The sequence below is a fragment of the Microvirga antarctica genome (genome assembly GCF_017921815.1).
In the GTDB taxonomy this organism is placed as follows: Bacteria; Pseudomonadota; Alphaproteobacteria; order Rhizobiales; family Beijerinckiaceae; genus Microvirga; species Microvirga antarctica.
In genome coordinates this window covers 71,344-84,008 of record NZ_JAGEMM010000006.1, presented here as the reverse complement: position 1 = coordinate 84,008, position 12,665 = coordinate 71,344, and the positions used below count along the sequence as shown (strand labels likewise).

Sequence of the window (12,665 nt, the reverse complement as noted above, 5' to 3'; positions counted from 1 at the left end):
TCAGCCGGCAAGGGTCTGCCGCGGCGAAACGCCGAACGTCCGCTTGTAATGAGCGGCAAATTCTCCCAGATGACTGAAACCGCAGCCGATAGCGATCTCGGTCACCGTCGAGGCGGTCGGATCGGCATGCTGGAGCTGGCGGTGGGCATGGCGCAGCCGGACCGCGCGCAGGAACATCATTGGCGTTGTGCCGCGAAATGTCTGGAAGCCGCTTTGCAGGCTGCGGGCGCTGACTCCCGCATAGGCTGCAATATCGGCAATGGAAATCGGATCGGCGAAAGAGGCCTCGATGAAGGCTTCGGCCCGCCTCACATAGAACGGCGCTGCCGCAGGTTGCGGCCGCATGAGTGCGTCGCTGTAGGTGTGGCGGTGCCCGAAAAGCAGTCCCGTCAGAACCATTTGCTCCAGGTTCGCCCGCGCCGCCACAATGGATCGAACGAGGGAGTCGGGATTGGCGATTTCAGCGGAAGCGTAGCGGTAGAGCCGCAGCCAGCTTTGTCCTTGGGCGCTCTCAAGGGGAAAGCTGGTGTCGAATGCGACTTCGATGGGGTCCCGGCCGAGGAGCCGCGCGCAATGCTCGTTGAGCTTTCTGCGGTTCATCACGAGGACGCCGGTCTCGCAATCCTCGCCGTATTGCAGGAGTTCCTGCGATCCAGAGGTCACGACGGCACCCTCGGAGGCCGAAATCACGTGGGCTCTGCGCCCGTGCAGCAATTGGCCCTTCCCCTCTGTCGCCACGATGAAGGCGAGGCGCTCCGGAGCCTCGAGATCTTTCCATTCGACCGTCAGGGCGCACCCGTAACGGATACTGAAGGTGGCGAGATCTCGCGCGCCATGAAACTGGAAGGCGCTCGCCACCTGCGCATGCCGCGTCGCGGGAACCAGGCGATGCTCAGTAACCGCAGCCCCGACCACATGCTCGACCTCGTCCAGGGTCGAAAAGCGGCCCGATCGATCGATCAGACCGGGGGTCTGCGAGAGGGCTCCGACAGCCGGAGCCGGGAGCTCGCCCGAGGCGCCGCTCATGCGCCGGGATCCCGGCGGAACAGGTGGGAGATGGCCGTGCGGCGCACGACGCGCGTGCGACCGCCGGCGGGCTGGCCAGGAACCTGATCCCAAATCAGGCTTTTGCGGCGTCCCGAAGGGCCCCTCGTATCAGGAAGAGAACGGCATTGTCCGTGCATGGCTGCATTTCCGATCGCCAAGCTTGACGATATCGCGTTCGCAACCATCCTAGCAAGAGTACGATTCCGGACACAACCGCGACACGACTCCTGTCAAACTCAAGACGCGACGCAAGCACCACGCCCAACAGGCGCCACAACGGGCGGTGCCAGTCGGGAGCTCGAAACACCGGCCACCCGCGCTCCTGCCTGACGTCAGTGATTATCGCGCGGCACGGAGGCCTGGGCGACCTTCTGGTATTTGACCGCCGGCTTGAGAACCATGCCTTCGGACAATTGCGCGACCATCCCGCGCTGGATTTCCTGCCAGGGCGTTTGGCTTGCCGGATAGGGAAAGCCGCCCTTTGCGGCGAGCGCGTCACGGCGGCGCTGCAGTTCTTCGGCAGGTAACAGGATGTCGGCGCGGCGAAGGTTCAGATCGATCCGGATACGGTCGCCGGTTTCCAGGATGGCGAGGCCGCCCCCGATCGCAGCCTCTGGCGAGGCGTTGAGGATCGAGGGCGTTGCCGATGTTCCCGACTGGCGTCCGTCGCCGATGCACGGGAGGGACAGGATCCCCTTGCGGATCAAGGCCCCCGGTGGCTGCATGTTGACCACCTCCGCAGCGCCCGGATAGCCGATCGGGCCCGCACCGCGCATGATCAGGATGGTATGCTCGTCGATATGCAGGGACGGATCGTCGATCCGGTGGTGGTAATCCTCCGGGCCCTCGAACACCACGACCGGCCCCTCGAAGGCATTGGGATCCTCCGGGTTGTCGAGGTATCGCTCCTGGAATTCCGGGCTGATCACACTCGTCTTCATGATCGCCGAATCGAACAGGGTCCCCTTCAGATTCAGGAAACCCGCCTTTTCCTTGAGGGGGTTGTCATAAGACCGGATGACCTCGTGGTCCCAGGTGAATTTACCCAGGCAATCCTCGCCGATGGTCCGGCCCGTGCAGGTCAGTGCGTCCTGATGAATCCTGCCGGCGCCGATCAACTCGGCGATCACGGCAGGCAGCCCTCCCGCCCTGAAATATTCTTCGCCCAGATAGAGGCCGGCCGGCTGCATGTTGACCAGGAGCGGCGTCTCGAAACCGACTTTCTCCCAATCGTCGCAATCCAGCGCCACGCCCACATGTTTCGCGATGGCATTGATATGAACCGGCGCGTTGGTGGAGCCCCCGATGGCCGCATTGACCACGATGGCGTTCTCAAAGGCTTCCCGCGTCAGGATATCCGAGGGCTTCAGGTCCTCCCAGACCATGTCGACGATCCGCTTGCCGGTCTCGTAGGCCATTTGCCCCCGCTCGCGGTAGGGTGCGGGAATCGCCGAGGAGCCGGTCAGCGACATCCCGAGCGCTTCGGCGAGGGCGTTCATCGTGGAGGCCGTGCCCATCGTGTTGCAGTGGCCCACCGACGGCGCGGAGGAGCCCACGATGTCGATGAATTGCTGGTAGTCGATATCCCCTGCGGCATGTCGCTCGCGGGCTTTCCAGATCACGGTTCCCGAGCCTGTCCGCTCCCCGTGATGCCAGCCATTGAGCATCGGCCCGACATTCAGCGACACTGCAGGAATGTTCACCGTCGCGGCTGCCATCATGCAAGCCGGCATGGTCTTGTCGCAGCCGGTGAGCAGCACCACCCCGTCCAGCGGATATCCATAAAGAACCTCCACCAGCGACAGGTAGGCGAGGTTGCGATCGAGAGCGGCCGTCGGCCGCTTTCCGGTTTCCTGGATCGGGTGGCAGGGAAACTCGAAGGCCACGCCGCCCGCGGCCGTAATTCCCTCGCGGACGCGCTTGGCGAGTTCCAAATGGTGACGGTTGCACGGGGCGAGGTCCGAACCCGTCTGCGCAATGCCGATGATCGGCTTCTTGCCCTGCAACTCTTTGGCAGTCAGCCCATAATTGAGGTAACGCTCAAGATAGAGCGCGGTCATCCCCGGGTTGTCGGGGTTATCAAACCAGAGCCTCGAACGAAGCTGATCCGGCGTGCGCCGCTGGGGTCTGGCAGCCATTCCTGATTCCTTTCGACGTCGTCGCGTCCGTGTCGAGCGGATATCACTCGGTCCGGCCGACGAAATCAACCGTGATGCGAGGGGGCGTCCGTTGCAGCCTTCTCGCGCAGGCCCGTCGCCGCAGAATCGATCTCGCGCAGGACCGCCGGGTCAAGATCGAGAGCGAGAGCCAGCCGTTGCAGGAAATCACGCTCCTGCAGGGTGTCCGGGTCGATGGTGATCCGGGCTGCCGCATAGACACGGGCTGCCAGGTCGGGATCATTCACCGGTTCCGCCAGTTCGTCGACATCTGCGGGCGATGCCATCTCGTCTTCGAGCCAGCGACTGGCCTCAGGATCGATGCCAGCATCCACCAGCCCCTTGGTGATACGCGTACGCTCGTTGTCGTCGATCTGCCCGTCGGCGGCTGCCGCCGCTACCATGGCGCGCAGAAGAAGGCGAGCATCGTCGTCCGTTGGCGCCAGCGCCTTCAATGCGGGATCCAAAGCCACAGGCGTGGGCCCATCCGAGAACCGCGAAGGCTCCGTCGGGCCTGTCGACCGACTCTGCGTAGCCTTATACGCAAGGGCACCGATGACCGCGAGGCCGCCAAGCTTCACAAGGCCGCTGGACAGACCACCTTTCCGATTCTTGAACAGAAGGCCAGCCAATCCGACGACGGCGGCCTGTGTGAGGCCCGGATGCTGTGCCGCCAGTTCCTTGGCTTTCTGCAGAAACTGGTCCGGCGTCGTGGCTTTCACGTCGGCGACCGCTTGGTCGACGGTCTTGCCGAGCCCTGCTGCGGCCTCACGGGCCGTGCCCGCCACATCGCCTCTGCCCATGGAGCCCACGACCGCATCCAGAAGCTTCCTGTAATCCACCATCGTGACCTCCTGCCTGTCCGCCATCACATGTGCAGACACAACGGAAGGGTGCGCGAATGGTTCAGCTTTGGGCGCTCAGGCGTGCTGCCCCGGCCGCCAATGTCCCGATGCGCGCGAAGTCGCCGGCGCGCAGCGCATCCATGGGCGTCACCCACGTGCCGCCCACGCAGATTACGTTGGGAAGCGACAGATAGGTCGGCGCGGTTTGCAGATCGATCCCTCCGGTCGGGCAGAAGGATACGGCCGGCAGTGGTCCACGAACCGATTTCAGCCAGGCCGCCCCCCCCGAAGCGGCTGCCGGGAAAAATTTGAGGATCTCGAACCCCATCGCCGCAAGGCTCAGGGCCTCCGACACGGTCGCGCAGCCCGGCATCACCGGAATGGACGCTTCGGCCAGGTCCTCCGCGAGACGCGTGGGCGTGCCGGGCGTGACGATGAATTTGGCTCCGGCATCGATGACCTCGGCGATCTGGCTTTTGTGCAGAACCGTGCCGGCGGCGACAACTGCGTTCGGGACTGCCTTTGCAATAGCCGCAATCGCATCCAGGGCCGCCGGCGTGCGCAAGGTGATCTCGATGACCGGGAGGCCGGCCTCCACCAGTGCCTGCGCCAGATCGATGCTCTGGCGCGCATCCTCGATGGTCACGACCGGGATGACAGCCGCGAGCTTCGTGTAGGCGCGGAGGGTGGCAATATGTGCGTTCATGACAGGCAATTCCTGGAGCGTGAGCGGCGCGATTCGCCTCACATCGCGAAACCGATTTCGGCGCTGTGGTGCCGCAACCAGACCCATTCTGGCCGTGGCGTCAAGCATCGGGGAGTTGGCGCGGGCCGTTCCTTTCTGCAATAGGCTATTGCTGCCAGAATATGGCATCATCGGCCGTTGGGAGGGAAGCGTGTCACGGTCGGAACGCCTGCTAGGCCTGCTGCAGACCCTGCGCCGCTACCGTCGCCCGGTGAGCGGCCGCGTGCTTTGCGATGAGTTGGGCATCAGCCTTCGCACGCTCTACCGCGACATTGCCAGCCTGCGCGCCCAAGGCGCGGAGATCGCGGGCGAACCCGGACTCGGCTACCTGCTCCGGCCCGGTTTCATGCTGCCGCCGCTGATGTTCTCCGAAGATGAGCTCGAAGCCCTCGTGCTGGGTTCCCGCTGGGTCGCCGACCGCGCCGATGATCCCCTCGGCACGGCCGCCCGCAATGCCTTGGCGAAAATCGCCGCTGTGCTCCCGGCCGATCTGCGCGACAGTTTTGATGCTTCCACGCTCCTCGTCGGACCCGGCCCTTCCCTGGTGTCGGATGCCGTGGATCTGGCGACCCTGCGCAAGGCGATCCGCTCCGAGCGCAAACTCGCCATCACCTATCGCAACGGTGCGGGAACGCCATCTGAACGAACCATCTGGCCCTTCGCGCTCGGCTACTTCGATCGTGTCCGGATCGTCCTGGGGTGGTGCGAACTTAGAGGCGATTACCGCCATTTTCGAGCGGACAGAATCACCCATTTGGCGGTCTCGGACAGCCGCTATCCACGCCGCCGCCAGGTCCTGTTGAAGGAATGGCGCGAGCGCGAGGGGATTTCCCGTCGGCTTGATTGATGCTGCCGGAAACTGACAGCATGGTCCGGTACGGTTCTGCCATCGACCAGCAGGAGCCATCCCATGACCCAACCCGACTACATCCTTCTCTACGTGGAGAACCCGAAAGCCAGCGGCCGTTTCTACGCTGACTTGCTGGAGGCCCAGCCGGTCGAGGCGACCGACACGTTCGTCCTGTTCGTCCTCGCGTCGGGGCTCAAGCTCGGCTTGTGGGGACGTCGCACGGTGGAGCCAGTGCCGACCGGGATGGGCGGCGGCGCGGAAGTGGCCTTCCGGCTCGGCAGCGAACCGGACGTCGACGCCACCTTCGCGGAATGGACAAGGCGCGGACTCACGATACTCCAGACACCCGTCTCGCTCGATTTTGGCCGGACCTTCGTGGCGCTCGATCCTGACGGACATCGACTGCGGGTCTTTGCGCCAGCATCGGCTTAACGCGGCACCGTGGTCGCCCGCTTCATCCTCGCAAGCAGCGTCGGATAGGCGGGTGGCCGCAGGCCCTCGGCAGCGGCGCGCTCCATCACCCGCTCGTAGACCGACATCCTGCGGGCGGGATCGGCGCCCGCCTGCCGCCAGACGGCGACCTCCTCGGCCATGATGGCAGCGACACGGGGATCGATCCGGCGTCCCCGGCTGCCAGCCCCTGACGCGGTCGCGACCGCGCGGCCCATCCTGCGCGGGAGGAACATGTCGAGGGACTGGGCGTAAAAGTACCGGGTCGCGAGCTTCCTAAGGTACGCCTCGCTTGTGCCGATATGGCGCGCGAGCGCCTTCAGGAGAACCCCCCGCTCCGTGCGGCCTACCAGCGGATCCGCACTGAGCGCGAGATAGACCCTTACTGCCGTCAGCCGCGCCCAGGCATTGGCCCAAGCGGGATCACCATGCGGAGCTGCCTGGTGTGCAAACGCGCGACCGACTCCGCCGGCGCCCGGGCCCGCGGCAAAACCCTGAAACCGCAACGACAACTCGATCGCCGAAGCATCGAGCGCCCCTCCCTCGCCGGAATCCTTGTCCGACGTCACAGGTAGAAATCACCCTTGGTCAGTGCAAGCGCACCCTTGAGGTGGATCGCGAAATCGGCCACCCCGTCGCCATTCACATCGCCGTACAGATAGGTGTTCTTACCGACGGTCGCATAGCGCAGTTCACCTGCCACATCGTGAAACGCCGACTTGCCGATGAACGTGAATGCCTGGTTGCCGCCGCGATCCGCTTTCGCGTCGATTCCCCGCAGGTCGATCCTGTCGTCCTGACGCAAGGAGAAATCGTAGATCGTGTCGCGGCCTGCGGAACGGACGGTGCTGTCAGCCACGCTCTTGTAGACGAAGACGTCGGCATCGGCGCCGCCCCAGAGCTTGTCCGCCCCGTTGCCACCGTAGATTTTGTCCTTTCCGGCATCGCCGCGAATCTGATCTTTGCCAAGGCCGCCGTTGAGAACGTCGTTGCCGGCATTGCCGCGGATGATGTCGGAGAACTTGGTACCGGTGAAGGTATCGGCGCCAGCCGACCCGACCAGCCTGATCGCCTCGCTCGCCAGCGAATCCTTCAGGATCGACGCATCGGCTTTGTGACTTGCAGAGACTCCGCCCATGAGACCTGACGTCAGATTGTGGAAATCCCCCCGCACGCCGGCGCCGTTGGCGATCGACAACCCCGTTATCTCGACGGGTGCCGAAACGTTGACGATGCGTCCAGCGCCGTCGGTCTGGAACGAGCCACCGGATTGATAGCTGTCACCAAGCGTGCCGAGTTTGATGGTCTTCAACGTCCCGCTCATGATGTGCTTTGAGAGGTCGTACGAGAAGCCTGTGCCATCCAACACCATGGTCTTGGTGTTGCGGCCCGCGAGATTGTCCAGCAGGATCAGCTGATTGCCATCATACTGGCCCGCCCCGCCGGTGATGTAGGGCCAACCCTCGAACCCAAAACTCGCAAAATAGCTCTTGATATAGCTGTCGAAATTAACGCCCTTGGAGGCGCTTCCGACATTCTTCAGCGTGATGGTGATCATCAGGCAATCTCCATGGTTCAGTAGCGGATGGACAGGCTGGCCTTGGCGCTCAGTCCGGGGCTGGGTTGCGCGTTGAGGTATTGTGTATATTGGCGGTCGAACAGGTTCTGGATGACGAGGCCCGCTATCATGTCCGGCTTGATCTTCCAGCTCGCAAAGACATCCACGAGCGCGTAGCCGTCGCCGACAAACCCGAAGTCTGCCGCGTCCTTCTTCTGCGCCACACCGGTCACGCGCACGCCGAACTCGAGGCTGGCGTCAAGGGCACGAAAGCCCACCGTGCCGCTGATCTTGCCGGGCGAGACGGAGTTGAGCCCTTCCCCGGTTTTGGCGTTCTTGCCGTCGGTGACGCCGCCCGCGAGCGAGAAAAAGAAGCTCCCCGCATCGTAGACGCCTTCCGCTTCATACCCATGCAGAACCGCCTGGGCGATGTTCTGGTACTGGTAGCCGCCGGGAATGGGAAAGCGCGTGAAGACCTGCTCAATGTAATCGTCCACGCGATTGCGGAAGACCCCGACCTTCAGTCGGAACTGATCGTTCGCGGCGAGCACGTCATTGAAGCGGACATTGACGCCACCCTCGATATTGTGGGCGATTTCCGGCTTGAGATCAGGATTGGGGAAGAACCGGCCGGCGCTCACCGGTGGCGGATGGAAACCTTCGATCAGCGTCTCGATCAGGGCAGGCGCGCGATAACCTTCAGCATAACTCGCATAGAACGTCACCGGCTCCCACGGAGTGACGCCAGCGGTGATCTTGGGTGAGAGCCGCGTGCCCTCGTTCTCAATGCCATTGCCGCTCAGCCGATAGAAATCGTACCGGAGCGCACCGACGATCTCGAGCCAGCTTGCATAAGTGATCTTGTCCTGAACGAAGGCGCCAGCCACCATCCGCCGGCCAGAGGGCGTGAGTTGAGCACTGGTTCCGTAGGAATCGGTTGTCTCGACCTGATCGTTGAAAAGATCTCCACCGACGGTGACCTCATGGCGGAGGGGACCGGTCTCGAAACGCGAGGTGTTGAACGCATCGATGCCGAATGTCCCGATCTCAAATGTCTTGAGGCCCCCGACATTGAGACCGCTCAACGTCCTCTGTTCCACGTTCGTCGTTGTGAAATAGGTTTTGGCGCTCAGGTTCCAGAAGTCGGAATCAGGAGTCCAGCGATAGCCTGCGGTGTAGGTGTCGGCGTTCGTGCGGGTGTTGTAGATGGTGCCGAGCCCGCTCTCGAAAGCGTTCCCGATCCGCAGCGCGGAGAGCGTGATCTCATGGTTGTCGGCGGGTCTGATCCGTGCCTTGACGAGTCCGGAGAGCAGGTCCTGCGCGGTGAAGTCCACGGTGGCGCCACGACCGTCCGTGTAGTTCCCGGCTGCTCGCAAGGTTGCGGCCGCCAGAATGTCGAAGGCGGTGCCGGAGCGCGCCGCGACTTCCCCATGGATCAACGGCGCGGGGCCGTTGGTGTCCCACACGCCTTTGATCCGGCCACCCAGAGTCGCGTCATCCTTGAGGATGTCGCCGGCATCAAGCGTTGTGAAACTGACGACGCCGCCGATCGCGCCCGATCCGTAGATGGTTGAGACGGGCCCACGGGTTACGTCGACTGATTTCATCATCTCCGGGTCAAAATAGAACTGCCCGTTTGCGCCATGCCCCTCGCGCGCGAAATTCTGGCGCGCGCCGTCGACCAGCACATTCACCCGCCCGTAATCCTGGAGGCCGCGAATATTCACTCCCGCGCCCGGATCCCCGCCGGAGGTTTGAGTCGTCACGTTTGGCACGAGGCGCAGGATGTCCGTCACACTGCCGGGCTGGAGACTGCGCTGCAGGTCTGTACCCGTCAGCACGCTCGATCCCGAGAGGGAATCGTAGACCCGCTCGCCGGATTTCGTCGCCGTCACCGTGATCGTGTCCAGCATCATCAGGTCATCCGCCGCTGCGGTCTCGTCGAGGCGCTGCGCACGCGCGCCCGCCGTGAGAGCGAGCAGCGCAGCCATCGCCGCTGCGGCGACACCCGCATGCGACAGGCAGAGATGCGGTGCGCCCTGGGGGCGATGTCGCCACCGGGTGAGAGGTTCGGCCGCCTTCATGGTCAGAGAATGAAGTAGGCTTTGGTGACGGCGTGCGATCCGTTCAGATGCAGTGAGAAATCGGGCAGGCCATCACCATCCACATCGCCGTACACATAGGTGTGGCCGGCAACCTTTTCGTATCGCAGTTCGCCGGATTTCCCGTGGAAGTCCGATTTGCCGATGAACGAGAAAGCCTGGTTGCCAGTCCGATTCACATTCGCGTCGATCCCAGCCAGATCGATCCTGTCGCCAGCCTTGAACGAGAAATCGCCGATGGTGTCTCGTCCGCTTGTCGCGACAGTGCTGTCGCGAAGCTTGCTGAAGACGAATGTGTCGGCACCCGCACCACCGAAGAGCTTGTCGGCGCCGGCATCGCCTGAAAGACGGTCGTTTCCGGCCTGACCGTAAAGGGTGTCGTTGCCGATGCCACCCGAGAGCCTGTCGGCGTCATTTCCTCCATAGAGACGATCAGAACCCGCATCGCCGAAAAGCGCATCTTTCCCATGGCCACCGGACAATTTGTCGTTTCCGCCGCCGCCATGGATCTTGTCGTTCCTGGCGCTGCCGCGAATGAGGTCGACGCCGGTGCCGCCTTTGGTGGTTCCCCCACTGCTCTTGGCAACGATCGTCTCGGCCACGTCATCGACCGCGATGGTGATTTTCTGCTGAATCGACAGACCCTTGGCGTCCGTCGCCTGAACGGTGATCGTGTGGGACTGGGCCTTTTCAAAGTCGAGGCCATTCGCAAGCTCGATCTTGTTGCCAACCAATTTGAATCGTCCGGCCGCATTGGACAGAAGCGAGAATTTGATGGCGTCCCCCTCCGGATCAAGGGCCGAGAGAGTGCCGATCCGCGTTCCCACTTCGGCATTTTCACTGATATGCGCTTTCGACAGAAAGAGCTGTGAGGGCGCTTCGTTGACGTCGGTGACGGCGATGGTGAAAGTCGCTGCCGTCGCGTTCCCATCAGCATCGCGCGCCTCCACGCCGATCAAATGGTGTCCGAAGGACTCGTAGTCGAGCGCACCATGAACGACGATCGCATTGTCCACCAGCGCGAAGCGGTCGCCGGCAGCATTGGTCAACCGATAGGTGACGGCCTTTCCTTCCGGGTCCGTCGCCGAGAGCGTGCCTACCACGGTGCCCACGGCCGCGTTCTCCGCGATGGCGAGATTCGACAGCGCGACATCCTGCGGAGGTTGCCCTGCGGCCTCCTCGGCCAGGGTGTCAAGGTCCACCGCCACATCGCTAAAATGCGCGATCTCGGTGTTTCTCAGTGTGGTGGTGCCCAGGCCGTCCTTGCGAACGACTGTCACGATTCCGCCCGCATCCTTGGCCAGCGTATAGTCGGCCTTCGCGCCCGTGAATATCACTGTATCGGAATCGGCGCCCCCATCGATCGTGTCGTTGCCCCTGGAAGCGAGGATCTGGTCCGCGCCTCCCTTGCCTTCGATCCAGTCGTCATGGTCCGTGCCCCCATACACATCGGCGAAAGCCGAACCGATGAAGTGCTGGCCTTGCCCATCGAGAGCATCGGCATACTTGGCAAGCTTTGCGGCATCCGCTGCGGCTCCGTACATATGCGCGAGAGCGAAGTTGTGCACCGGTCCATTCAGCTCGATTTCGGCTTCGTCGGTCGCGTTTGCGGGCTTGGCATTGACGAGGGACAGGCCGGTGATCTTCAGTTCGACATCGCCGCCGCTGAAGAAGCCGTTTGAATCGTAGGTGCCTCCTCCGCGGGTTCCGTATTCGATGGTGTTGATTTCACCCCAGACCGTGTGGGTTCCGAAGTAATACTCGAGAGAACCGTGTGCGAGCACGTATTTGGACGCGGCCGTGTTGCCGAATCCGACAATCATCTCAGCACCCGAGAAAGTGCTCCCGTTGTCGAAAACGGGCATCCCGCCACCGGTCGTGTCGGACAGGAAGCCGCCACGGATATACGCCTCGACATTGATACCCGTGCTGGCGCCTGAGGCGTCAATCGTCATGAAGGAAGCCGGATCCGGATCGTTGCTGTCGGGCGCCACCAGATCGGCCGCCGCGACAACGCCATCGGCGAACGCGAAGCTCTCCACATTCTTGACCGTATCGACACCATTCGGAGCGCCGCTCCTCTGGTCAGTGATCGTGAAGCTCGCATCGTTGTTCCGCACGATCTGATAATCGGCTCGCTGGCCATCAAGGCTGATCGTGTCCTGGCCGTTACCGCCGTCGATGGTGTCGTTATAGGCGCCTCCCGCCAGTGCGTCGTCGAACTGCGAGCCGATGATCTGATGGGTGTAGCCTGCGATCGTCGCGGCCAGAGCCGGCACGGACGCGGCATCGGTGCCGCCCTTCAGCAATTGATTGTAGAGGGTATAGACGGCATTGCTCGGCAGCGTCCCCGCGCCCACCGCGGAACTCGTTGCCCATCCTGAGAAGACAACCTCGCTGTTGACACCCGTCAGCACCCCATGCCCTGCCGCGCCATCGCTCGGCTGCGTATCGGCGTTGGTGGTGCCGAACGTGATGCTGTTGATCGTACCGGTGATGCCATGGCCATTGCCGGGGCTGTGGATGCCGTCATAGGCAAGATCGACCCCGTCAATGAGGACGATCTTGTTGCTGTTGGCGAACGTGAAGGCGAGCTGACTTCCGTTCATGTAATATGTCTGACCATAAGCCTGATCGGGCGTCCCGCCGTAGAATGCATAACTTGCCACCGGGAGACCGCTGTAGAAGTCAGCCAGGAACGTCTCAAGATCGAAATTTCCAACGGCAGCGGAGGCATCGATGGTGAGCGTGGTCGCGGAATCGGGCATGGATCATCGTTCCCGTAATCAGGCGAAAGGACTTTGAAGAGGTCGTGGGTTCAGCGCGGCGGTGTCAGACTTGGGTCAACATCGCTCGAAACCCGCGGTCGTTCCGGACTGGCTGGACAGACTCGAGATTTTGTTCGCGTCGCA

10 protein-coding genes are annotated in these 12,665 nt (G+C 62.9%); 2 read left to right on the top strand and 8 right to left on the bottom strand.

Features of this window, described 5'->3' with window-relative positions:
- From J4G32_RS16940 to eda, 4 genes are all read right to left on the bottom strand, one after another.
- Positions 1-1,026: an AraC family transcriptional regulator gene (locus tag J4G32_RS16940; protein WP_210496699.1), complete on the bottom strand. Its 1,026-nt coding sequence runs from the start codon at positions 1,024-1,026 to the stop codon at positions 1-3.
- 353 nt (positions 1,027-1,379) lie between these two features.
- Positions 1,380-3,185, bottom strand: coding sequence for an IlvD/Edd family dehydratase (locus J4G32_RS16935; protein ID WP_210496698.1), 1,806 nt, complete (start codon positions 3,183-3,185; stop codon positions 1,380-1,382).
- Between the two features lie 65 nt (positions 3,186-3,250).
- A complete protein-coding gene (locus J4G32_RS16930) occupies positions 3,251-4,048 on the bottom strand; it encodes a tellurite resistance TerB family protein (RefSeq protein WP_246505185.1) in 798 nt (265 codons plus the stop codon).
- A gap of 61 nt (positions 4,049-4,109) precedes the next feature.
- Positions 4,110-4,754 (bottom strand): bifunctional 4-hydroxy-2-oxoglutarate aldolase/2-dehydro-3-deoxy-phosphogluconate aldolase, encoded by a 645-nt coding sequence (gene eda, locus J4G32_RS16925; RefSeq protein ID WP_210496697.1) that lies wholly within the window; start codon positions 4,752-4,754, stop codon positions 4,110-4,112.
- 190 nt (positions 4,755-4,944) lie between these two features.
- Here eda and J4G32_RS16920 point away from each other — a divergent pair, with 190 nt between their 5' ends.
- Both J4G32_RS16920 and J4G32_RS16915 read left to right on the top strand, forming a co-directional pair.
- On the top strand, positions 4,945-5,640 hold the full coding sequence (locus J4G32_RS16920; RefSeq protein WP_210496696.1) for a helix-turn-helix transcriptional regulator: 696 nt from the start codon (positions 4,945-4,947) through the stop codon (positions 5,638-5,640).
- Positions 5,641-5,703: 63 nt separating this feature from the next.
- Entirely contained in the window at positions 5,704-6,075 is a 372-nt protein-coding gene (locus tag J4G32_RS16915) for a VOC family protein (RefSeq protein ID WP_210496695.1), read from the top strand.
- Here the strand turns inward: J4G32_RS16915 and J4G32_RS16910 are convergent.
- The 4 genes from J4G32_RS16910 to J4G32_RS16895 all read right to left on the bottom strand — a co-directional run bounded on the left by J4G32_RS16910 (position 6,072) and on the right by J4G32_RS16895 (position 12,521).
- A complete protein-coding gene (locus J4G32_RS16910; RefSeq protein WP_210496694.1) occupies positions 6,072-6,662 on the bottom strand; it encodes a hypothetical protein in 591 nt (196 codons plus the stop codon). The two genes, J4G32_RS16915 and J4G32_RS16910, sit on opposite strands and share 4 nt — an antisense overlap.
- Positions 6,659-7,651, bottom strand: a complete 993-nt coding sequence (locus J4G32_RS16905) for a calcium-binding protein (RefSeq protein WP_210496693.1) — start codon at positions 7,649-7,651, stop codon at positions 6,659-6,661. Before J4G32_RS16905 ends, J4G32_RS16910 begins: the two co-directional genes overlap by 4 nt.
- Positions 7,652-7,668: 17 nt before the next feature.
- Positions 7,669-9,642, bottom strand: coding sequence for a TonB-dependent hemoglobin/transferrin/lactoferrin family receptor (locus J4G32_RS16900; RefSeq protein ID WP_210496692.1), 1,974 nt, complete (start codon positions 9,640-9,642; stop codon positions 7,669-7,671).
- Positions 9,643-9,737: 95 nt separating this feature from the next.
- Complete coding sequence (locus tag J4G32_RS16895) at positions 9,738-12,521, bottom strand: cadherin domain-containing protein (protein WP_210496691.1); 2,784 nt, start codon at positions 12,519-12,521, stop codon at positions 9,738-9,740.
- Between the last annotated feature and the right edge of the window lie 144 nt (positions 12,522-12,665).

What these genes read in the sequence shown, in the direction of transcription:
- J4G32_RS16915 (WP_210496695.1), top strand. Translation starts at nt 5,704, where the DNA reads ATGACCCAACCCGACTACATCCTTCTCTACGTGGAGAACCCGAAAGCC.
- J4G32_RS16895 (WP_210496691.1), bottom strand. Translation starts at nt 12,521, where the DNA reads ATGCCCGATTCCGCGACCACGCTCACCATCGATGCCTCCGCTGCCGTT.
- J4G32_RS16940 (WP_210496699.1), bottom strand. Translation starts at nt 1,026, where the DNA reads ATGAGCGGCGCCTCGGGCGAGCTCCCGGCTCCGGCTGTCGGAGCCCTC.
- J4G32_RS16900 (WP_210496692.1), bottom strand. Translation starts at nt 9,642, where the DNA reads ATGGCTGCGCTGCTCGCTCTCACGGCGGGCGCGCGTGCGCAGCGCCTC.
- eda (WP_210496697.1), bottom strand. Translation starts at nt 4,754, where the DNA reads ATGAACGCACATATTGCCACCCTCCGCGCCTACACGAAGCTCGCGGCT.
- J4G32_RS16905 (WP_210496693.1), bottom strand. Translation starts at nt 7,651, where the DNA reads ATGATCACCATCACGCTGAAGAATGTCGGAAGCGCCTCCAAGGGCGTT.
- J4G32_RS16935 (WP_210496698.1), bottom strand. Translation starts at nt 3,185, where the DNA reads ATGGCTGCCAGACCCCAGCGGCGCACGCCGGATCAGCTTCGTTCGAGG.
- J4G32_RS16930 (WP_246505185.1), bottom strand. Translation starts at nt 4,048, where the DNA reads ATGGTGGATTACAGGAAGCTTCTGGATGCGGTCGTGGGCTCCATGGGC.